24 protein-coding genes are annotated in these 20,804 nt (G+C 69.0%); 8 read left to right on the top strand and 16 right to left on the bottom strand.

From position 1 onward, the window contains the following. Nucleotides 1-124 precede the first annotated feature (124 nt). The 3 genes from ABZT18_RS05615 to ABZT18_RS05605 form a co-directional block, all read right to left on the bottom strand. On the bottom strand, nucleotides 125-592 hold the full coding sequence (locus ABZT18_RS05615; RefSeq protein ID WP_355250561.1) for a MarR family transcriptional regulator: 468 nt from the start codon (nucleotides 590-592) through the stop codon (nucleotides 125-127). A gap of 127 nt (nucleotides 593-719) precedes the next feature. Beyond that, nucleotides 720-2,018: an MFS transporter gene (locus ABZT18_RS05610; RefSeq protein WP_355250558.1), complete on the bottom strand. Its 1,299-nt coding sequence runs from the start codon at nucleotides 2,016-2,018 to the stop codon at nucleotides 720-722. Between the two features lie 285 nt (nucleotides 2,019-2,303). Further along, nucleotides 2,304-3,383, bottom strand: coding sequence for a helix-turn-helix transcriptional regulator (locus tag ABZT18_RS05605; protein ID WP_355250555.1), 1,080 nt, complete (start codon nucleotides 3,381-3,383; stop codon nucleotides 2,304-2,306). A gap of 111 nt (nucleotides 3,384-3,494) precedes the next feature. Here ABZT18_RS05605 and ABZT18_RS05600 point away from each other — a divergent pair, with 111 nt between their 5' ends. The 5 genes from ABZT18_RS05600 to ABZT18_RS05580 all read left to right on the top strand — a co-directional run bounded on the left by ABZT18_RS05600 (nucleotide 3,495) and on the right by ABZT18_RS05580 (nucleotide 6,177). Further along, nucleotides 3,495-3,653: a hypothetical protein gene (locus ABZT18_RS05600; RefSeq protein WP_354995164.1), complete on the top strand. Its 159-nt coding sequence runs from the start codon at nucleotides 3,495-3,497 to the stop codon at nucleotides 3,651-3,653. Next, nucleotides 3,646-4,836, top strand: a complete 1,191-nt coding sequence (locus tag ABZT18_RS05595) for a helix-turn-helix domain-containing protein (RefSeq protein WP_355250552.1) — start codon at nucleotides 3,646-3,648, stop codon at nucleotides 4,834-4,836. The genes ABZT18_RS05600 and ABZT18_RS05595 overlap by 8 nt, the downstream gene beginning before the upstream one ends. Before the next feature lie 89 nt (nucleotides 4,837-4,925). Continuing rightward, nucleotides 4,926-5,384: an SRPBCC domain-containing protein gene (locus ABZT18_RS05590; protein ID WP_354995166.1), complete on the top strand. Its 459-nt coding sequence runs from the start codon at nucleotides 4,926-4,928 to the stop codon at nucleotides 5,382-5,384. After that, nucleotides 5,381-5,731: a metalloregulator ArsR/SmtB family transcription factor gene (locus ABZT18_RS05585; RefSeq protein WP_354995167.1), complete on the top strand. Its 351-nt coding sequence runs from the start codon at nucleotides 5,381-5,383 to the stop codon at nucleotides 5,729-5,731. Before ABZT18_RS05590 ends, ABZT18_RS05585 begins: the two co-directional genes overlap by 4 nt. A gap of 2 nt (nucleotides 5,732-5,733) precedes the next feature. Next, nucleotides 5,734-6,177, top strand: a complete 444-nt coding sequence (locus ABZT18_RS05580; protein ID WP_354995168.1) for an SRPBCC domain-containing protein — start codon at nucleotides 5,734-5,736, stop codon at nucleotides 6,175-6,177. On the opposite strand, the gene ABZT18_RS05575 is transcribed toward ABZT18_RS05580, so the two are convergent. From ABZT18_RS05575 to ABZT18_RS05555, 5 genes are all read right to left on the bottom strand, one after another. After that, nucleotides 6,161-7,441 carry an MFS transporter gene (locus ABZT18_RS05575; protein ID WP_354995169.1) on the bottom strand — a complete coding sequence of 427 codons (1,281 nt, stop codon included), beginning with the start codon at nucleotides 7,439-7,441 and terminating at the stop codon, nucleotides 6,161-6,163. The genes ABZT18_RS05580 and ABZT18_RS05575 overlap by 17 nt on opposite strands. 112 nt (nucleotides 7,442-7,553) lie before the next feature. After that, the gene (locus tag ABZT18_RS05570) at nucleotides 7,554-7,928 is read right to left on the bottom strand and encodes a VOC family protein (protein WP_354995170.1); all 375 of its coding nucleotides are present in this window, start codon (nucleotides 7,926-7,928) and stop codon (nucleotides 7,554-7,556) included. 203 nt (nucleotides 7,929-8,131) lie between these two features. Next, nucleotides 8,132-8,863: a class I SAM-dependent methyltransferase gene (locus ABZT18_RS05565; RefSeq protein WP_354995171.1), complete on the bottom strand. Its 732-nt coding sequence runs from the start codon at nucleotides 8,861-8,863 to the stop codon at nucleotides 8,132-8,134. Nucleotides 8,864-9,094: 231 nt separating this feature from the next. Further along, nucleotides 9,095-9,457, bottom strand: coding sequence for a PH domain-containing protein (locus tag ABZT18_RS05560; RefSeq protein WP_007464929.1), 363 nt, complete (start codon nucleotides 9,455-9,457; stop codon nucleotides 9,095-9,097). 30 nt (nucleotides 9,458-9,487) lie between these two features. Then, a complete protein-coding gene (locus ABZT18_RS05555; protein WP_354995212.1) occupies nucleotides 9,488-10,375 on the bottom strand; it encodes a LysR family transcriptional regulator in 888 nt (295 codons plus the stop codon). Between the two features lie 117 nt (nucleotides 10,376-10,492). Here ABZT18_RS05555 and ABZT18_RS05550 point away from each other — a divergent pair, with 117 nt between their 5' ends. Further along, nucleotides 10,493-10,846 carry a DUF1801 domain-containing protein gene (locus ABZT18_RS05550; RefSeq protein WP_354995172.1) on the top strand — a complete coding sequence of 118 codons (354 nt, stop codon included), beginning with the start codon at nucleotides 10,493-10,495 and terminating at the stop codon, nucleotides 10,844-10,846. Between the two features lie 5 nt (nucleotides 10,847-10,851). Beyond that, nucleotides 10,852-11,244, top strand: coding sequence for a VOC family protein (locus ABZT18_RS05545; RefSeq protein ID WP_354995173.1), 393 nt, complete (start codon nucleotides 10,852-10,854; stop codon nucleotides 11,242-11,244). Between the two features lie 81 nt (nucleotides 11,245-11,325). On the opposite strand, the gene ABZT18_RS05540 is transcribed toward ABZT18_RS05545, so the two are convergent. After that, on the bottom strand, nucleotides 11,326-11,646 hold the full coding sequence (locus tag ABZT18_RS05540) for a hypothetical protein (protein ID WP_354995174.1): 321 nt from the start codon (nucleotides 11,644-11,646) through the stop codon (nucleotides 11,326-11,328). Between the two features lie 128 nt (nucleotides 11,647-11,774). Continuing rightward, entirely contained in the window at nucleotides 11,775-12,083 is a 309-nt protein-coding gene (locus ABZT18_RS05535; RefSeq protein WP_354995175.1) for a 4a-hydroxytetrahydrobiopterin dehydratase, read from the bottom strand. A gap of 183 nt (nucleotides 12,084-12,266) precedes the next feature. On the opposite strand from ABZT18_RS05535, the gene ABZT18_RS05530 reads away from it, so the two are divergent. Further along, entirely contained in the window at nucleotides 12,267-12,707 is a 441-nt protein-coding gene (locus ABZT18_RS05530; protein WP_354995176.1) for a (deoxy)nucleoside triphosphate pyrophosphohydrolase, read from the top strand. A 196-nt stretch (nucleotides 12,708-12,903) separates the two neighbouring features. On the opposite strand, the gene ABZT18_RS05525 is transcribed toward ABZT18_RS05530, so the two are convergent. The 6 genes from ABZT18_RS05525 to ABZT18_RS05500 form a co-directional block, all read right to left on the bottom strand. After that, complete coding sequence (locus ABZT18_RS05525) at nucleotides 12,904-13,971, bottom strand: succinate dehydrogenase/fumarate reductase iron-sulfur subunit (protein ID WP_354995177.1); 1,068 nt, start codon at nucleotides 13,969-13,971, stop codon at nucleotides 12,904-12,906. Continuing rightward, nucleotides 13,968-15,896 (bottom strand): fumarate reductase/succinate dehydrogenase flavoprotein subunit, encoded by a 1,929-nt coding sequence (locus ABZT18_RS05520; RefSeq protein WP_354995178.1) that lies wholly within the window; start codon nucleotides 15,894-15,896, stop codon nucleotides 13,968-13,970. The genes ABZT18_RS05525 and ABZT18_RS05520 overlap by 4 nt, the downstream gene beginning before the upstream one ends. 12 nt (nucleotides 15,897-15,908) lie before the next feature. After that, nucleotides 15,909-16,715, bottom strand: a complete 807-nt coding sequence (locus tag ABZT18_RS05515) for a hypothetical protein (RefSeq protein ID WP_354995179.1) — start codon at nucleotides 16,713-16,715, stop codon at nucleotides 15,909-15,911. 264 nt (nucleotides 16,716-16,979) lie between these two features. Next, nucleotides 16,980-18,386 (bottom strand): metallopeptidase TldD-related protein, encoded by a 1,407-nt coding sequence (locus tag ABZT18_RS05510; protein WP_355250549.1) that lies wholly within the window; start codon nucleotides 18,384-18,386, stop codon nucleotides 16,980-16,982. 55 nt (nucleotides 18,387-18,441) lie between these two features. Beyond that, nucleotides 18,442-19,878, bottom strand: a complete 1,437-nt coding sequence (locus ABZT18_RS05505) for a TldD/PmbA family protein (RefSeq protein ID WP_355250546.1) — start codon at nucleotides 19,876-19,878, stop codon at nucleotides 18,442-18,444. 33 nt (nucleotides 19,879-19,911) lie between these two features. Beyond that, on the bottom strand, nucleotides 19,912-20,481 hold the full coding sequence (locus ABZT18_RS05500) for a Uma2 family endonuclease (protein ID WP_355250543.1): 570 nt from the start codon (nucleotides 20,479-20,481) through the stop codon (nucleotides 19,912-19,914). Nucleotides 20,482-20,804: the final 323 nt, after the last annotated feature.

Below are 20,804 nucleotides of genomic sequence, written 5' to 3'. Positions count from 1 at the left end.
CGTACATGGATGAGGGCGACCCCGAGACGAGAAGTGCGGACTTCACCAGCATGGCAGCAATCACGGCTCGCCGTTCCGCTTCAACGTCTGAATCCGGCGCAGCAGCCCTGGGATGGCGATGGCTCTAGACCGGGTTTCCCCCGGTGTTCTCGATCATCCGTCGTAGGACCTTCAGTGCAGTAACATAATCGACGTCATCGATGCCCTGATGGATGCGCGCCCGGATGGCCGGGGCGTGGGTCTTCAAGTCGACGCGCACCTGCTCGCCGGTTTCGGTGATCCACAGTCGGCTCTCGCTGTCGCGGCTGATCCAGCCACGTTCCAGCAGCACCTGCGCCTCGGCGTGCAGGTCGTCCTCGGGCTTGATGTAGGTGGCCATGGCCTCTTCGAGTTCAGGAATGGTCATGCCGTGGCCGTCAGGCGAGATGTCGTTCTTGGACAGGTTGCGCAGCAGCCAGAACTGGGGCTGGCTGAAGCCGAGCTCGGCCTGCTGGGCGCGAACGAAGGCGATGAGGGCCTCGTAAGCCAGGCGGGTCCAGTAGGCCGCCGGCTGGGCTGCCAGTTCGGCGTCGGTCATCCGATCGGTCGTCATGGTGCCCGCCCTCGTCGAGTGAGATCGTTAGTCGCATGACCGTAGAACCTCAAGCATGGTTGAGGTCAACAGGCCGGAGGTTTGACCGCTCCCGGTAGGGCGTGCCTGGGCAGTACAGCTAGCCCCGCTACGCGGGCTGCTTCGCGTACGGGCGCGTCCGTTCCGCCCACCGCACGAAGTGCGGCGTCACCAGACCCGCCACGACGAACACCCCGCCGAGCAGGAGCCAACCAGGGGCTCCCCAGGCGATGCAGAGGAGCGCCAGTACGGTGGGAGCAACCACGTTCGCCAGGCCGGCTCCGAACCCGAACAGTCCCATGTACTGCCCCTGAGCGTGAGCGGGAGCGAGGCTGAATCGGAGTTCCAGCGAGCCGGCTGTGTGCCAGAGTTCACCGACCGTGTGGACGATGACGCCGATGACGATGCCTATGAGCGCAAGCCACGAGGGAAGTCCCGCCGCTGCGGCCATCGCCGCCATTCCGACGAAGAACGCCGCACCCGAACGCCGCATGGCTTTCCCGGCGCTGACACTGTCGTCGACCCCTCGGCTGGCCCGGACTTGCAGTAGTACCACCAGAGCGGTATTGACGAGTGCTGCCCCGCCAATCAGCCACCGGGGTGCGTCGGTGTGCCCGATTATCCAGAGTGGCAGCGCGAAGAGCAGCACCTGGTGGTGAATTGACATGATGCCGTCGAGCACGGTGACGGCAACGTATGCCCGGTCCTTCATTGCATCCCAGGGGTTGGCCGTTTGCGGTGCGGGCACGGGCGGTATCGGCGGCAGCGCCGCAACGATTGCGGCGCTGGCGACGAAACTGAGCGCATTGCCCAGCACCAGCGCCAGGTACGCCGGACGCGTGTCGTACTGCACTGCGAAGCCGGCAGCCACGGCGGCACAGCTGCCGGCAAGATTCGCGACCGAGCGTAGGTAGGCGCGGTATCTGGTGAGGTCGGCGCCGCCGATTCCGCGAACCAGCGGGCCACGCGCCGCTCCTCCCGCCGAACGAGCGAGTTCACCCACGCAGAGCGCCACCAGGACCAGCCAGAACGACTGCACGAGTACCAGTGCCGCCATCGCCACACCCTGAATGACGAGCATCCAGAGATAGACCCCTCGCGACCCTCGTCGGTCAGCGAGATGCCCGACCGGTACGCCGGCAAAAAGACCAACCGCAGCCGCGACGCCCAACCCGAGACCGACTTGACCCAATGGAAGTCCGACGACACGGGTGAAGAAGAGCGCGGCACTGACCATGAAGACGCCGCTGCCCATCATGTTGACGAACGTCGCTAGAGCGAGAATCCGCTGCGGGCGCGTCTCCGGAATGAGCCCTCGACGGACCAGCGTTGATGGCTTTTGCTTTTCATCGTCGGCCGAGTCTCGTCCGGAAGGGTGGTTTTCTTTCTGACCCTGTAGAGCCTGCACAGACTTGGGATCCCTCCCGTTGATTAGCTCGGCGAATCTAGCGAGATCGCAGTGAGCGTGTAATCAGTCTGTCGGCCGATACCGAGAGTCAGCAGCCCGTGTTAGCTTTATTAGCGTCGGAAGAAGGCGTGAAGCCCCGCCACCCCAACGCTTACGACGCCACCGCAGCGGCGAGGATCAGCCGGACGTCATATGCGATCGTGCCTCCCGTCGGAGCGCTCCGGCGTCCGCGGCCACGGCGGCCGAGCCCTCATCCGCTCGGACGGCCAATTGGAGTGACGCCGCTCAGTGCCGGTGCCGTGCCGCCTTCTCGACTTCGCGTAACACGAGTCCGAGGGTTTGTGAACGTCGGTCTGCTGGCAATGCCGCCCACGCGCGTCGTGCGTGTCCCAGTCCTCCGGAGCTGTCCCCGGCTTTGGTCATCATGAGTGCACGATGTAGCTCGATGTGGGTGGCGAAACGGGTCAGTGATGCGGGGCGGAGCCGGTCGGCGTCCGCTTGGGCTTGTTCGCCGGGGTGGATCATGCCGAGTCGGGCGTAGAGCATCGAGCGGAAGGTGGCCATGCGCCAGACAGGTACGGCGGCGTCGGAGATCTCGCTGTCGGGTGAGGCCGTGTGGTCGAAGACCCGTTGTGCTTCCTCGTCGGCGGCGATGGCTCCGGCGGTGTCGCCTCGCCCAGCGGCGACATGTGCACGAGCCATCAGCGCCTGGACGCGGCCCAGTGAGGGTCGGTCCGACATGGCGATCGCCTCGTCCGCGTAGCGCTGAGCGATAGGGAGAGCGGCGCCTTCGTAGGCCAGCGCGATAGCGGCCCGGCCGCGTACCCAGATCCGGACTGCGAGGTCGTCGCTGCGGTCGGCAGCGATCCGAGCCGTGTCGTACCAGCCGATCGCCTCGGTGGGGTCCTTGGTCGTCTTGCCATAGGTCGTCAGGGCGCGGGCTGCGGTGGCCCACATCGTCGGGCTGTCGAGCTGCTGTTGCATGACGACGAGGTCGTTGGCGAGTCTGGTTTGGAGGGAGTCCGCGCCGATTTCCATGTAGTCGTGGCCGTACTGGTCGACGCGGTCGCGCCAGCGGTCGACGCTGTCGCGGTGGTCGGCAAGTGCGGCGGTAAAACCGTTGCGAATGAGTTCGTTGGCGGCAATCGGGCCGATGGCGGCGGCGGCGAAGAGGTCTCTGCGTCTCACGTCCGCTTCTCCCAACGCTCGCGCGTAGGCGAGCACAATGTCCGGCGTCGCGGTCCGGCGTCCCGCTTCGACGTTGCTGAGGTGCGAGGCCGAGTAGCAGGTGCGAACCGCGATGGAGGCCAGCGTCACGCCTGCCTCAAAACGAGCGTGCCTCAGTTGAGCACCGAGGTCATCCATCGGATCCCCTGTGAAAGGTCCTGAAAGCATCGAGGTGCTTCCGAGCGTAGTCACGCGGTCACCAGAGTAGATCCCAAGCGCGGCAGAAGCGGAAGCACTACGGAGGTAGGGATGGGCGACGACGTTCCGGTCGACGGCGCAGGTGAGCGGGGGCAGACCGCGGAGCGAGAGGCGGCCAAGCAGCGACTCCTCGCCCAGGCCGAGGCGGAGCGAATACCGGTCGAGGAGACGACTCGGGCTGTTCCGGAGCGGCGGTGGCGTCGTGAGTAGTGACCACCTGCCGATCGGGCGGCGGGTCGCGTATCTGCGTGCCCGGCGGAAGCTGTCGCAACAGTCCTTCGCTGATCGCCTCGGCAAGTCGAAGAGCTGGGTGGACAAGATCGAGCGCGGGGTCCGATCGTTGGAGCGGGTGTCGACCATCCGAGATATCGCGACCGTCCTGCGGGTCGACACCGCAGCACTACTCGGGCGCGATGCGCAGCCCGTGGACGCGACCGAGCAGATCGAGGGCGTCGCGCGAATTCGGGCAGCGCTGTCCACGTATGAGATGGCGCTTGGCCGGCCGGCAGCACGCCGACCGACGGTTTCGGCTGACCGTCTCGCCCGGGATGTCGGGCATGCGTGGACCAGCTACCAGCACGCCCGGTATCCGCAGCTCATTGAGCTGTTGCCACAGCTGTTGACCGAGGTCCAGCGCACTCACGCATCGGATCCGGCGGCTTGCCACGTCGCACTGGTGGAGTCGTACCGGGTGACGGCGTCGTTGCTGGTGAAGCTGGACGAGGCCAACCTCGCCTGGCTGGCCGCCGACCGGGCCATGTCCGCCGCGACCGGCGATCGGGTGTTGGTGGCTGCCGCGGCGGTGCAGCTCGGCCAGGTGCTTCGGCCATCGGCGCGGGCGAGGTCGGTGATGCTCGCCGCCGCGTACCTGATCGGTCCGCGCGACCTTGATGAGGGCACGCCGCAGGAGCTGTCGCTGTGCGGGTCACTCCTGGTCCAGGCCGCACTGATGGCGGCACGAGCCGGAGATGAGCGCGTCACCGTCGACCTGTTCGACGAAGCCACCGACATGGCCGCTCGGGTGGGCGACGGGCACGACCATTGCCGGACCGCCTTCGGGCCGACCGCCGTCGAACTGGCCCGGGTCGCCGCCGCCGTCGATCTGGGTGACGGGCGGAACGCGGTCGCCCGGCACGAGAAGGCGACCCAGCGAGAAGGGTGGCGATGGTTGCCCGTCGAACACCGAGCGGCACACCTGGTCGACGCGGCTCGCGCCTACCTTCAGATCGGCGACCCCGGCAATGCGGCTCGGGTCCTGGTGCAGGCCGACAGCATCGCACCCGCGGAGGTACGGCACCGGCCGGCATCGCGGGAGGTGGTCGCGCAGGTGGCGCGTGACCCTGACGCCCCGGCGATGATCACCCAGCTCGCCTTCAGCCTCGGGGTGGTCTGAGCACTCATCGGTATGCAACAAAAGGTTGCGCGTGGACCGGCGCGTGTCGTAGGTTCAGTGCAACCAAAGGTTGCGAAAGGTTGATACGCATGGAGCAGGGAACGATCGAGCGCGACATCCAGGTCGACGCTTCACCCGAGGTGGTCTTCGAGGTCGTCAGTCAACCTGAACACATGCGGGAGTGGTGGCCCGACGACGCGCGGTTCGAACCGGTAGCGGGCGCCCCCGGCGAGTTGGTGTGGCGCGACGCGAAAACCGGCGAGACGACGACCGTCGCGCTCGCCGTCGTCGAGGTCGACCCTCCGAAGCGATTCTCCTTCCGGTGGTGTTTCACCGACCCGGACCGCAGTGGGCAGGCGCTGCTCGTCACCTTCGACCTGGTCCCGAGCGGCGCGGGGACCCGGGTCCGGATGACCGAGACCGGGTTCCGCGAGATGGGCTGGGAGGTCGCCGTCCTTGAGGAGCAGTACCGCGACCACGAGAACGGGTGGGACCTCTACATTCCCAAGCTGGGCACGTACGTCGCGCGGCTGGTTGCCACCCCATGAGTACGGCGGTCGACGATGAGCTCTGGTCGGCGATCGGCGACCCCACTCGACGTACGATGATCGATTTTCTTCTGTCCGACGGGCCGGGCACGGCCACCTCGCTGAGCAGGCGGCTGCCCGTCACCCGCCAGGCCGTCTCGAAGCACCTGGCCGTCCTGGACCGGGTCGGGTTGATCCACGCCGAGCCGGCCGGGCGCGAACGTCATTACCAGGTCGACGAGGTGCAGCTTGCCCGTGCCGTCGCCCAACTGTCGGCGGTGGGCGCCTCCTGGGACGCCCGACTCCGTCGGATCAAGCGGATCGCCGAGGCGATCGAACGCAGCCGCACCAACAACGAGGGAGACTGAGAATGGTCGACATTCTGCACCGCGTGGGCGTCGTCGCTCCGCTCGACGACGTCTACCGAGCGGTGGCAACTCCAGAGGGCCTCGCCGGCTGGTGGACGACCGACACGGTGGGCAAGAGCGAGGTCGGCGGGCAGTTGGCCTTCCGGTTCGGCGAAGCGGGCGGGTTCGACATGGAGGTCCTTGAGCTGGACCCCGCCGGCCGGGTGCGGTGGCGTGTCGTCGAAGGCCCCGAGGAGTGGATCGGCACCGAGGTCAACTGGCGTCTCGACCAGCGCGGCGAGTACACGATCGTCCAGTTCACGCACGAGGGCTGGCGAGAGCCGGTCGAGTTTATGCACCACTGCAGCACCAAGTGGGCGACGTTCCTGATGAGTCTCAAGGAGCTGGTGGAGACCGGGCGCGGCAGGCCGGCGCCGGACGACGTCCGCATCAGCGACTGGCACTGATCTCCGTAACGGCTGAATCGCCGGGGGATCGCGCGCTCCGCCGCGAGATCGCGATTCCCCCGGCGATCAGGCCGAGGGTCACGATCGCCGTGGCGCAGAACAGCAGCGTCGGGCGTGCGCCGATGGCCCCCACCAGCGACCCGCCGAGCATGGTGCCCAATGGCACCGCCAGCACGAGGATGGCACCGTTCGCGGCGAGCACCGCAGGTAACTGCACGGTCGACGTGCTGCGCTGGAACAGCGCCATCGACGTGGACATGTAGGGGGCCCAGATCAGGCCCGCGAGGGCGAAGGCCGGCAGCGACAGGCCGACAGGTACGCCCAGGCCGAGTGGCAGCATGGCGACGCCGAACGCGACGACGATGCCGATGGTGGTGGCCCGCAGCGGCAGGTGGCGAAGGTGGCCGGCGACCAGACCTCCGACGAGGCCGCCGACGCCGAAGGCGGTGTAGTAGACGCCGAGCAGCGTCGCGGAGGCGTGCAGGTCGTCGGTGATGTGGACCGGCATGGCCACGTACACCGGTCCGAAGAGGAAGAAGAACCCGAGGCTCAGCGTCAGAAGGCCCAGCAGGGCGGGGTTGTGGCGGATGACGGCGAAGCCGTCAGTCCGCGAAGCGCCGCGCTCGTGCCGTGTGGCTCTGCCGGTCGCGGGAAGGGCGAAGCGGTACGTGAGGGCCAGCGCGGCGAAGGTGGCGGCGTCGACGGCGATGACCCACACAGGCCCCGCCCAGCCGATCAGGATGCCCGCCAGCGGCGGGCCGACGATGGTGGCGAACCCTCCGATGGTGCTGAGCACCGCGTTGGCCGGCAGGTGGTGTCGCTGCGGCAGCAGTTCGGCGATCAGGGTGAACCGGCCGGCGGAACCCCACGAGTGCAGCAACGCCGACGCGGCCAACAGGATCACGTACAGCCCGATGGTGAGCACGCCGGCGAGATGCGCGAGGGGGATCGCCGCGAGCGCGGAGGCCCGCAGGATCGCGTCCCACCCGGCGAGCTGGGCGCCGCCGCGCCCGCGCAGCAGCCTGCCGAAGACGACCGTCCCGGCCGCGCTGGGCAGGGTGTACGCCGCCATGGCCACCGCGATCCATGTGCCGCGCTGACCGTGCGGAGCGAGCTGGATGGCGAGCCAGGTCACCGCGACCACCGCCATACCGTCGCCCAGTGCCGATACGGCCAGCCCGGGCAGGACGCGCCGGAGCAGTGGGTGACTGACCACCGGCCAGTACGGCGACGAGCGCGGGAAACGGGCGGCGTCCGAGGGCATGCTGCCAGCTCACCCGGCGGGAGCCCTGCGAATCAACAAAGAATGCCAGCAGCAGAATCCGCTCTGAGCACAAGGCCCTCCCGTCGGCTGACCTGACGACCTCCGCTTCGCGCTACCGCTCGGCCCAGACGCCCAGCTCGTTGCCGCTGGGGTCGGTGAACTGGAACCTACGGCCACCGGGGAACTCGTACGGCCCGTTCACCACCTGGCCGCCGGCACCCTGCACCGCCTGCACGGACTTGTCCAGGTCGCTTGAGTAGAGCAACACGAGCGGGCCGCCCGCCCGGACTTCCTGGTCCACACGGAGGCCGCCAACCTCGGGTGCGGACTCACCCTGCGGGCTCCGAATGCCGGCGTACTCCGGCCCGTAGTCGTTGAACTGCCAGCCGAAAGCTTCGGCGTAGAAGCGCTTGGCCTGCTGAAGGTCGGTGACCGTGAATTCCACGTAGTCGATGGCGTGGTGTCGCTGGGGAGAAGACTCAGGCATGCGTCGCATTGTGCGCCCCGGGTCTGACGTGCTGGCGGAGGTCGGTCGAGCCCATCTGAACCAGGGAGGCGATTCTAGGAGCGTGTAGCGGCGTGCGTGGTCCCGTGTCGGTATCCCGACTGCCGGATCGGTCAACGCCATTGGCTCGTTCCTCGCACCCGACGCGGAGGAACGAGCCAAGGCGGTGCGTCGACCAACCGTCGCTACTCCGCGCGGTAGACGGAGATGTGCGCCGTGCTCTCGGCGTCGAACGGGTGCCGGTGCCAGTCGGCGTACCGCTCGGTGAGCCGGAGCCCCGCCTGCTGCGCCATCTCATCGATCTGGTGCGGCCAGGCGTACCGCATGGCGAACGGCTTCAGGTGTACGCCGTCACCGTCGAACGTGATGGTCTGCCGGATGAACCGCTGCGCCGCCCGGTCGTACCGGTGCAGCCGGATCGTCGCGGAGTCCTCGGTCACGGCACGGACCTGCACCTGCTCGTCGGCATCGAAGTCGCGCGGGTCGGGCACGAACGTCTCGATGACGAACGCCCCGCCGGGCGACAGCACCCGGGCGACGTTGCGGAAGCAGTCCGCCTGCCGCTCGGCGTCGACCAGGTTGAACAGCGTGTTGAAGACGAGGTACGCGAGCCGGAACTCACCCGCCACTCCTACGTCCGCCATGTCGGCGACGACCACCGGGATCTGCTCGCCGCCAGGCTTGGCCCGCAGTTGCGCCACCATCTCCTCGGACGCTTCGACGCCGTGCACGGTGAGGCCGCGCTCGGCCAGCGGCAGGGCGATCCGGCCAGTGCCGATCGCTAGTTCAAGTACCGGCCCGCCGTCGGCCAGGTCGGCCAGGAAGTCGACGGCCGGAGCCGGGTCCGGGTTGGTTCCGTCGTCATAGCCGGCGGCCCACAGCCGGCCGAAGAGGCCGGGATCGTCGAAGACCGACATCAGCGGCCTCCGGTGTTGGTGTCAGTGGCGCACAACCGCGCCGTTGCCAGGGGAGCTGATCTGCTCACGAAGTCTCGATTCCTCAGGTCGGATGACGTTCGGTCGGGGGGACTTCGTTGAGTCGGGCATGGCGGTTGCTCCCTTCGCGCGGCTGTCGGGGTGAGGACACCAGAGGCCGCCGGGGCCCGGCAAGGCATTTACCTCTGCCGGGCCTGCGGCAGGCCGGATCCGTCAGGAGATGTGGTGCAGGATCACGTTGTGCACGTGGTGGCTCTTCTGCGCGCCACGGAACTCCACCTCGTACGTGTGCGTCCCGACGTGGATGGCGATCGCCCCGGTGGAGAAGAACGTGCCACCCCAGGACTTGTTGCTGACCACGCTCACGCTGGTGATCTTCGAGTACGGGATGCTGGTGATCGCATGCCGCTTCCCGACGAAGGAGCGGTCCTGGATGATCACGCGCCGGTCGGTCAGCCCGATGAACCCGGTGCCGGTGCCGACGGCGTCGTAGACGGCGATGATCTGCTCACCGTCGAGGAGCCCACTCTCGATCTGCTGGACCTGCTCCTTGCGGTCGTACGCGATGTTCGCCATGCCAACCAGGCTAGGCAACCGGTGCCAGTATCAAGTGATCATGGAGCTGTCGGTCGCGGCGCGGACGAACTCCCGCACCCGGGCGGTGCTGTTGCTGGCCAGCCAGACCGGCCCCCGCTGGATCGGCGGCGCGTCATGGATCGGCACGTACGCCACGTCGGGCCGCGGGTAGTAGCGCCGGGTGTGCTCGCCCACCGGCAGCACGCCACGGCCCAGCGCCACCTGGGACAGCATCTCGGAGAAGGTGTTTCCGGTGGGGCCCTTCGGCACGGGCCGGCCGGACGGGGTGCGCTCCGGCGTTCGGTCCCGCTTGAACTCCGCCGAGGTCACCGTCGGGTACTGCACCACCGGATGCTCGGCGAGCACCTCGAGCGACACGGACGGCTCCCGGGTGAGCGGGTGACCAGCGGCCACCGCCAGCACCCGTTCCTCGGTGAGCAGCGCCGGGCCGTTGGCCATCCCGTCGAAGGGGTACGAGGCGATCAGCACGTCGGTGGAACCGTCGAGCAGACCCGAGCGGGTGGTGGCCAGCTGTGCCTCGTGCACCTCCACCTGGCAGTCGGGGTGCCGCTCGGTGAACAGGCCAACCGCTCGGAGTAGCACCGGTGCGGTCCACTCACCCAGGAACGCCACCCGCAGCGTCCCGGTGACACCCCGCCCGGCGTCGACCGCGCGACGGACTGCTTCATCCATCTCAGCCACCAGCGGAGACAGTTCGGCGGCGAGCTGCCGCCCGATCGGGGTGAGCTGGACGACCCGACTCGTTCGGGCGAACAGGGGTGCCCCGATCCGGCGTTCCAGCTTCTTGACCACGTGGCTGACCCGGCCGGTGCTGACCAACAGCCGCTCTGCGGTCCGGCCGAAGTGCAGCTCCTCTGCGAGGGTCAGGAACGTCTCGACCTCGTACCGCTCCAGCACACCGCTCCCACCGTTGACCTGTGGGCAACGATCGTAGCGGCAACGGCTCTTGGTCGGCATCGCCCGTCAGCGGATCGTGAACGCGGCAAGGGAACCACTCGATTGAAGGGCTTCGCGATGAGCATCGACGACTACCTGGCCGGCCTTCCGGGCCCGCTGCGCGAGATCGGGGAGAAGCTGACGCCCATCATCGCGGCCGCTCTGCCCGGGGCGACCGGTGCGATGTGGCACGGCCACCCGGTCTGGAGCCTGGGCGATCGGCCCGGCCTGCGTCCGGTCTGCCTGCTCAAGGCGTACCGGACGGAGGTCACCTTCGGGCTGTGGCGTGGGCAGGAGATCACCGATCCGTCGGGGCGACTGGTGCCCGGAGCGCGGGCGATGGCGGCGGTGAAGCTGCGCGGCGTCGCCGACATCGACCCGGCGCTGTTCACCGACTGGCTGCGCGCGGCGGCCACGCTGGAGGAGGTGTGAGCACGGTGCGGGTGACGGGATTCGACCACCTGGTGCTGACCGTCGCCGACGTGGAGCGGGCATTGGACTTCTACTGCGGCCGGCTCGGACTGGAGCCGGTGCGGGTCGACGAGTGGCGGGCCGGCGCCGTTCCGTTCCCGTCGGCGCGGATCAGCCCAGAGAGCATCATCGACCTCGTTCGCGGCGACCGGCAGGGCGCGAACGTGGATCATTTCTGCCTGGTGGTGGCACCGCTGGACTGGGCGCAGGTGATCGACGCGGGGGCCTTCACGGTGCTGACCGGCCCGGTCAGCCGGTTCGGTGCTCGCGGCTCGGCGACCTCGATCTACGTGCGGGACCCGGACGGAAACTCCGTGGAGCTGCGCTGGTACCCGCAGGACTCGGGTGCCGATCGGTGAGCCGACCGGTTGGCGACAGGTGAAAGCCCCGCGCTACCCGCCCGGGGGCGGGAAGCGCGGGGCCTCGGGGGAGCGGGTACGTCAGTGGTCGCTGCGCGGGTCGTGGCTCGCGCTGCGGCTGCCGGACTTGGCCAGACCCCGGCTCACCAGGTAGCCGATGGTCAGCAGGGTGATGTACCACCAGGCCTTGTCGGCGGCGAAGTAGTCGGCACCGTTGTCCGCGGCGCCGTCGCCGACGGCGTTCGAGGCGATCAGCACGCCGATCACGGCCAGCACGTAGACGGCCAGCTCGGTGGTCTTCCAGGACGGCTTGGTCTCGTCGCCGTGCCGGTGCACGCGGCGGCCGTCGTGGTCGGCGTGCTCGACGTGGTCGGTGGCGCGGTTCTGCGTGGGAGTGCTCATGTCAGCTCCTGAAAAAGCGCGATATCAGAGGTTTCGGTCCGTTGCGGGGCCGTTGTCTGCTCCCGCACCGGATTGATACCCCCGCGTCTTTCGCGAAAACATCAGATCTCAGGAACCACTCAGGAAACTCAGGACTCGGTGACCGTCCGGTAGACGTCCTCGATCCGGGCGGCCAGCAGGACCTCGCCCTCGGTCAACGGTTCACCGTTGCCGTGCCCCACCCGGATCTGGGTGCTGTCTGCGTAACGGCTGATCTCGGGGCGCAGGTGCAGCGCGTCGGCGATCACCTTCACCCGTTCGGTCAGCGCCGCGTGTTGGGTATCGTCGATCACGAGCGTGCGTCGGATCTGCTCGTCTTCCCGCGTCCAACCCGATAGCAAGGTCAACGCGTCGGAAAGGTAGTCGTGCTTGGCTCGGCTGTTGAACAGCACGCGCATCACCGCACCCCCCAAGCGCCGTTGCCGGCTTGTGGCCAAATCGTCGCCATCCCGTGCCTTGTCGGTGCCCTCTAGTCTCTCGCCGCTCGGAAGAGGTGTCCACGCCCACACTTCCGGGTTCTGTTGGCCTAGCGGCCGGTTACGGTACCCAAACCGCCGATTGATCTGGCACCCTGGACGCCCGTGCAGACCGAACGGGCGAATGGTGGCGGGCAGGCCGAACGACGGGACCTGAAGGTGATCGTCGGTGCGGCGATCATTCAGGACGGGCGGGTGCTCGCCTGTGCGCGCTCCGCCCCGCCGGAGGTGGCGGGGATGTGGGAGTTTCCCGGTGGGAAGGTCGAGCCGGGGGAGGCCGAGACCGACGCGCTGATCCGGGAGTGCGCCGAGGAGTTGGCCGTACGCGTGGAGATCGGCGACCGGGTCGGCCGCGACGTGCGGATGGCGCACGGCCGCTCGGTGCTCAAGGTGTACGCCGCCCGCCTGCTCGACGGCGAAGAGCCGCAGGCGCTGGAACACGAGGCGCTCCGCTGGCTCGCGGCCCACGAACTGGACTCGGTCACCTGGCTTCCCGCCGACGCCCCCATCGTCGCGGCCCTGCGCCCCCTGCTAACCACCCCCTGAACCCACCTCCCCTGGCTCCCCTGGCCCCCTGGCCCCCTGACCCCTGTTGATCATGAAGTTATTGCCACGCTGTCCGGCGTGTTGCAGCAATAACTTCATGATCAACAGGGTGGGGCGAGGGGGGTGGGGCGAGCGGGGTGGGGGTATGGGACGGGGGCTACCGGCAGTGCCGGTAGCCCCCGTTTTGGTGGTCTTGTCAGTGCTTCTTGTCCTGGTCCGGGTGCGCGAAGTTGAGGTGCTCCGGAGGCAGCGGGAAGGTCACGTCGTCGCCGAACGGCGACGGCGCGGCAGCCCGGTCGAAGGTGAGCTCGGTCAGTGGCAACCTGCCCCGGTCGTCGACCGCCGGAGCGGTCGGGTGGGGCACCTCCCGGTCCCAGTTGACGCCGCTCTGCGCCTGCGCCTCGGCCCGCGGGTCGTGAGAGCCACCCGCGTGCGAGTGCACCCCGCCCCTGGCCGCGCCCGGCGACGTCGCCGAGCCCTGACGGGCGGTGGTCACGCTGGTCTGGGGCGTCTCGCCCCGACGGAAGATCTTGCTACCAAGCCACACAAGGGGATCGTACCTGCGGTCGACGACCCGTTCCTTCATGGGGATGATCCCGTTGTCAGTGATCTTGATGTGCTCGGGGCAGACCTCGGTGCAGCACTTGGTGATGTTGCAGAGGCCGAGGCCCTGTTCGGCCTGCGCGTACTCCTTGCGGTCGGTCCGGGCATCCAGCGGGTGCATGTCCAGCTCGGCCGCCCGGATGAAGTACCGCGGGCCGGAGAACGCCTGCTTGTTCTCGTCGTGATCGCGGATCACGTGGCAGACGGTCTGGCACAGGAAGCACTCGATGCACTTGCGGAACTCCTGCGAGCGCTCGACGTCGACCTGCTGCATCCGGTAGTCGCCCGGGGCCACGTCCGCCGGCGGCGCGAACGCTGGCGTCTCCCGTGCCTTCTCGTAGTTGAACGAGACATCGGTGACCAGGTCCCGGATGATCGGGAAGGTACGCAGCGGGGTGACCGTGACGGTCTCCTCGTCGCCGAAGGTCGACATCCGGGTCATGCAGCCCAGCCGCGGCTTGCCGTTGATCTCCATGGAGCAGGAGCCGCACTTGCCGGCCTTGCAGTTCCACCGGCAGGCCAGGTCGGGCGCGTCGGTGGCCTGCAAGCGGTGGATGACGTCGAGGACGACCTCGCCCTCGTTCACCTCGACCATGTAGTCCTGCAGGTCACCGCCGGTCTCGTCACCCCGCCAGATCCGGAACTGACGCTTCGCGCTCATCGGTTGTCCGCCTCTCCAGCGTCGGAGACGAGAGCGTCGAAGTCGGCGAGCTCCTCGTCGGTGAGGTACTTGCCCAGCTCCACCCGGTCGAAGAGGCCGATCAGCTCCGGCCGCATCTTCGGCAACGGCTTCCGGGTCAGCTGCACGGTGTGGCCGTCCAGCGAGCAGACCAGGTTCACCTGCCGCCACTTCGGCTCCATTGCCGGGTAGTCCTCCCGGGTGTGCCCGCCGCGCGACTCCTGCCGCTCCAGCGCCGCCTTCGCGGTGCACTCCGAGACCACCAGCATGTTGCGCAGGTCCAGGGCCAGGTGCCAGCCCGGGTTGTAGCGTCGGCCGCCAGCCGCGCTGACCTTCGCCACCCGCTCGCGCAGCTCGGCCAGCCTGACGAGCGCGTCGGCCAGCTCGCCCTCCCGCCGGATGATTCCGACCAGGTCACCCATGACCGCCTGAAGGTCCTGCTGCAGGGTGTACGGGTTCTCGCCGGTGTCCCGTTGCAGCGGGGCGAGCGCGGTTTCCACGGCTGCCTCGACCGCGTCCACGGCCACCTTCGGCCGGGCGGCCAGCCCGTCGGCGTAGCTGGCCGCGTGCCCGCCCGCCCGCTTGCCGAAGACCAGCAGGTCGGACAGGGAGTTGCCGCCGAGTCGGTTGGAACCGTGCATGCCGCCGGAGACCTCACCGGCGGCGAACAGGCCGCGTACGTGGCCGAAGGCGGCACCCGAATCCGGGTCCACCTCGACGCCGCCCATCACGTAGTGGCAGGTCGGCCCGACCTCCATCGGCTCGGCGGTGATGTCGACGTCGGCCAGCTCCTTGAACTGGTGGTACATCGACGGCAGCCGTCGGCGGATCTCGTCGGCCGAGCGCCGGCTCGCGATGTCCAGGAAGACGCCACCGGCGGGGGAGCCCCGGCCGGCCTTGACCTCGCTGTTGATCGCGCGGGCCACCTCGTCACGGGGCAGCAGCTCCGGGGGACGCCGGTTGTTGTCCGGGTCGGTGTACCAGCGGTCCGCCTCCTCCTCGGTCTCCGCGTACTGCTTGCGGAAGACGTCGGGGACGTAGTCGAACATGAACCGCTTGCCGTCGGAGTTCTTCAGGACGCCACCGTCGCCGCGTACCGATTCGGTGACCAGGATGCCCTTCACCGAGGGCGGCCAGACCATGCCGGTCGGGTGGAACTGGAGGAACTCCATGTTGATCAGAGTTGCCCCGGCGCGCAGCGCCAACGCGTGCCCGTCCCCGGTGTACTCCCAGGAGTTCGAGGTGACCTTGTAGGAGCGTCCGACGCCACCGGTTGCCAGCACGACGGCCGGCGCCTCGAAGAGAACGAACTCCCCGGACTCGCGGTAGTAGCCGAACGCGCCGGCGACCCGGTCACCGTCGAGCAGCAGCTCGGTGATGGTGGTCTCGGAGAACACCTTGATCCGGGCGTCGTACGAGCCGAACTCCCGGTGATCCTCCTGCTGGAGCGAGACGATCTTCTGCTGGAGGGTGCGGATCAGCTCCAGGCCGGTCCGGTCGCCCACGTGCGCCAGGCGCGGGTACTCGTGGCCGCCGAAGTTGCGCTGCGAGATCTTGCCGTCCTTGGTGCGGTCGAAGAGCGCACCGTACGTCTCCAGCTCCCAGATCCGCTGCGGCGACTCCTTCGCGTGCAGCTCGGCCATCCGGAAGTTGTTGAGGAACTTGCCGCCGCGCATGGTGTCGCGGAAGTGCACCTGCCAGTTGTCCCGGCTGTTCACGTTGCCCATCGCGGCGGCGGCGCCGCCCTCGGCCATCACCGTGTGCGCCTTGCCGAAGAGCGACTTGGAGATGATCGCGGTCTTCTTGCCGGCGAGCCGGGCCTCGATCGCCGCGCGCAGACCGGCGCCGCCGGCTCCGATGACGACGACGTCGTAGTGGTGTCGTTCGATGCGAGTGGTTGTGGTCATGTCAGGGGCCCTTTAGTTGATGAACCGCAGGTCGGAGAACCAGCCGGCCGCGAGCGCCATGATGTAGAAGTCGGCCAGCGCCAGGGTGCCGAGGGTGATCCAGGCGAGCTGCATGTGCCGGACGTTCAAGGCGGAGACGAACGTCCAGGCCTTGTACCGCACCGGGTGCTTGGAGAAGTGCTTGAGCCGGCCACCGATGATGTGCCGGCAGGAGTGGCAGGAAATGGTGTACGCCCAGAGCATGACCACGTTGAGCAGCAGGATGATGTTGCCGAGCCCGAAGCCGAAGCCCTCCGGCGAATGGAAGGCGAGGATCGCGTCCCAAGTGTTGATCAACGAGATGATCGCGGCGGCGTAGAAGAAGTAGCGGTGCAGGTTCTGGCCGAGCAGCGGGAAGCGGGTCTCACCGCTGTACTCCTTGTGACCGTCCGGCACGGCGCAGGCCGGCGGCGACAGCCAGAACGACCGGTAGTAGGCCTTGCGGTAGTAGTAGCAGGTGAGCCGGAACAGCAGCAGGAACGGCAGGGTCAGCGCGGCGTCCGGGATGATCCACCAGTCGGGCAGGAACCGGCCGAAGTGCGAGGCTGACTCGACGCACCGGTCGGTCACGCACGGGGAGTAGAACGGGGTCAGGTAGTGGTACTGCTCCACCCAGTACCACTTGTGCATGAACACCCGGACCGTCGCGTACGCGACCCAGGCGCTGAGCCCGATCACGGTGATCAGCGGGGCGAACCACCATCGGTCGGTACGCAACGTCTTCGCCGCGATGGCGGCGCGCGCCCGCGCTCCCCGCGGCTTCGTTGCCGTTGAAGTCATTCGAGTCGTCTCCTCGACGGGCCCGTACGGGCGGGCTGATCTTTCTCCGGTCGGCACGCGGACCGGCGAACCCGCACCCGCTGCCACGTCCATGCGCACACCAACGACCACGCCGGATCGACCGACGCAGCTAAGTGACACACGTTACGCCGATCTCTGCGAGCCGTCCGCGCAAGGGAGTGTCCCGTGTGTCTGGCCTGCGGAGAAGCCCTGGCGCGCAGATCGATGGCCGTTGTTAAGAACATCACTGCGCGTCCAGCCGGCTCAGCCCGAGGCGCCCCCGGTGAAGTGCCAGGACGCCAGTCGCAGCGAGGGTGCCGCCCACCATGCACCGTCCACCCGGTCCGGTATGCGCACCGCCCCCGCGCCCAGCCCGAGCACGGCCCCGGGCCCGAGCGCCCGCGGGTACGACTCGGTGAACCGCAGGTCGCGGACGGCTCGCACGACCGTGCCGTCCTCGATCAGCCAGACGCCGTTGCGGGTCAACCCGGTGACGACGAGGCTCTTCGGGTCGAGCACCCGGGTGTACCAGAGGTCGGTGACCAGCAGCCCGCGGCGTACGCCGGCGACCAGCGCCGCGGTGTCCGTGTCGACCACCGCACCGGCGGCCCCGCCGGTGGTGCTGCGGCCCACCGCACTGGCCGGCCCGGCCGCCGCGCCGGACAGGCGCAGGTTGCGTGCCATCGGACCCCAGGTGGCACCACCCGCGATCGCGTGGCCGGTGGACTCCGCGCCGGCCTCGGCGGCGGTACGCCGATCGTGCGCCACCGCTCGGGTGGTGCCCGCCTCGACCAGGGTCAGCGCCCGTCGACCGGTGCCCTCGGCGTCGAACGGCAGCCCCGACGCGCTCAGCGGATCGTCCACCAGGGTCACCGCCGAGTCGAACTGGGCCACCCCTGGCTGGGCGAACGACTGCCGCTCGGCGTACCGCTTGCCGTTGAAGCCGTACCAGGCGAGGTTCTGCAACAGGTCCGCCACGGCGGACGGCTCGAACACCACCTCGTAGCGTCCCGGCGGCAGCTCGACCGGGTCGGCCGCCGCCTGCGCCTTCGCTGCCGCCTGCGCGCCCAACTCGGCACCGTCGAGGTCGGAGAGCCGGTCGGCGCAATGCCGGGCCACCCCGTCCGCGCCGTCGCGGCGGGCGATGCCGTCCATCGCCGCCTCCGCGGAGCGGCCGTACGCGGTGTGCCCGGCCGAGTTGGCGAACGCCGACGAGCGGTGCGCGGTGCGGCAGTAGCCGGCGGTGCTGAGGCCCCCGGCGGCGGCCACGAACGCGCCGACCCGATCGGCCCGCTGATCCGGCTCGGCGTGCGCGGTGGCCTCGTCGACGGGCGGCGCGGCCGGCGCGGGTGTGGGCGGAGCCAGCCCCGGCCAGCCCGGGTCGGGCGGGCAGAGCCGAGCAGCGGCCAGGGTGCGCTCGACCAGCGCGCGCAGCCCGTCGGCGGTGACCACGCTGCCGCTTCCGGCGGTGGTCCGACCGTCGACGTGCAGCCGCAGCCGAACCCCGACGGTCGACTCCGCGACGTTCTGGTGGATGGCCGAGTTGGCGAACCGGGTCAGCGCCAGGTCCGCCCGCGTCACTACCGCCTCAGCCTGGGCGGTCGGGCCACCGAGCCGCCGGACCAGCTCAATGACCTGCCCCGCCAGCTCTGGCTCACTCCTCGTGTTCACTGAGCCTCCTTTGTTCGCGACTGCGGGGCTCGCAAACCCGGCTCACTCCTCGCGCTCACGCCGACACCCCTACCCGGACGTTGCGGAAGCGGGCCGGCGCGGCCGGGTGGCCGGTGTGCCCGATCTGGCCGGGTTGGCCCTTGCCGCAGTTGGGCGTCCCCCAGGAGACCGTCTCACCGGAGAGCATGTCCATCGAGCGCCAGAAGAGCGGGCCGATCCCGGTGTAGGTGGGATTGCGCAGCATCCGCCCCCGCCGACCCTTCTTGATCTCCCAGCCGACCTCACAGCCGAACTGAAAGTTGAGGCGCTTGTCGTCGATCGACCAGGAACGGTTGAGGTCCATCAGCACCCCGTCGTCGGTGGCCGCGATGATCTCCTCCAGGGTGTGCGGGCCGGGTTCCAGGCCGACGTTGGTCATCCGCACCATCGGCAGCCGGGCCCACCCGTCGGCCCGTACGCTGCCGGCGTAGTCGAGGCTGGCCATGGCTGCGGAGTCCCGGCCGGCGAGCACGCCCACCCACCGTCCATCGCGGACCGCGTCCCGCTTGACCGCGGGGGAGCCCTCGTCGTCGAAGCCGAAGCTGCCCAGCGCGCCCGGGATGGTCGGGTCGATGGTGATGTTCATCAGCTCCGAGCCGTAGCGCAGCGAGCCGAGTTGGGCCAGGTCCAGCCAGGACGTGCCGGCGAACGCGGCCTCCCAACCGAGGATCCGGTCCAGCTCGATGGCATGGCCGACCGACTCGTGGATCTGCAGGGCGAGCTGTTCGCCGCCGAGGATCAGATCCGTCTCGCCGGCCGGGCAGGGCGGCGCGGTGAGCAGTGCCCGCGACTCCTCGGCGATCTGCGCGGCGTGCGCGGCCAGGTCGAGTGACTCGACCAGCTCCCAGCCGGTGGTGCCGTACTGCCCCCGGTAGCTCGGCCAGGACCGGCGCTGCGTCTCGCCGTCGCCGATCGAGGTGGCCGAGATGCCGCCGCCGCACTCGCGGATCCGCTGGTCGATCCGGTGGCCCTCGCTGGAGACGAACCACTTCGCGGTGTCCCAGATCTGGTACAGGCCCTCGGCCAGGTCGGCGCCGTGCTCGGCCATCGTCCGGGTCGCGCCGACCAGGAGGTCGCCCTTGTCCGACAGCGGCACCCCGAGCGGGTCGATCTGACAACCGGAGGCCCAGCTCGCGGTGACCGCTTCGACCGGCACCAGGTCGACCGGCGGGCCGGGCACCCGCGCGCTCGCCATGGCGGTCCGGGTCGCACGTCGGCCGGCGTCGCGGGCGGCGGCGTCCGAGAGGTCGGGTACGGCGTGGAAGCCCCAACTCGCCCCGACCAGCGCCCGGACGCCGAGCCCGATGCTCTCGTCCTGGGTCAGCTCCTCCACGTCGCCGTTGCGCGCGGTCATCGACTCGTAACGGCGGTGCATCACCCGGGCGTCGGCGTACCGGGCGCCCGCGTCGAGAGCGGCCTGGACAGCGGCGGTGGCCGCGTCGAACTCGGTCATGTGACCGACCCTAGGCCAGCCGACCGACACCCGTCAGGGGACGAGATCCTCCGGCCGGATAGTGGCCTTCACCGGCTCCGTCAGCTCCAACGCCCCGCCGGCCCTGGTCGTCGACCGCTCCACGTAGTGGGCGCCCTGTAGCTGGAAGAGGCTCACGGTCAGGCTTTCCTGCTCGACGAGCAGATACCACCCGACTCCGGCTGCGGCGTACAGGTGCGGCTTCAGCACCCGATCGATGGTGCTGGTGTGCGGTGCGCTGACCTCACCGACCAGCAGGACCGCGTCCGCCGGCACGCAGGCCGCCGTGAGATCCAGCTCCGCCGTCACCACGAGGTCGGGGTTGAGGATCCGCGTGGGGTTCAGCCGCAGATTGATTACCGGGAGCAGAGTGCGATTCGCCGCTGCGCAGCCGGGTTTCAACGCGGCCGCCAGGCTACCGACGATGACCTGGTGCCGGACGGACGGCGGTGGTCCGCTGAGCAGACTGCCGTCGAGGAGTTCGATGCGCTGGGCCGTCTCACCGAGGGCGAGGTAGTCCGACTCGGTCCATGGCAGCGTGTGGCCAAGAGTGCCGGCGGGAATCACCCGCCCAGTGCAGCTCATTCCGGATTGCCGAGGTCGCACCCGACGTGCGAGCACTAAATGAAATGGCCGCTCAGACGGTGGAATCCTCAAGGTTCAGTTGCCAAGATCGCGCTCGATCGTAAATGTGGTTTCCCGGCGCTTCGTGGCCACAACATCCTGGTTCGATCATGATTTGACGCCCGCTGGCGTCGCCCGCTCCCAGCCCCGCCGCTCCGCCGGCCACAAGATCGCGCAACATCCTGGTTGTAGTGGTATCGGCGCATCGGCGATGCCACTAGATCCTGGTTTGAGCGTGACCTTGGTGGCGGCAGGCGCACCAAAGCCTGCTCCTGCTCTCGGGC

This window comes from Micromonospora sp. NPDC005291, assembly GCF_040607415.1.
Classification (GTDB): Bacteria; Actinomycetota; Actinomycetes; order Mycobacteriales; family Micromonosporaceae; genus Micromonospora.
This window is presented reverse-complemented; position numbering and strand designations above follow the sequence as displayed.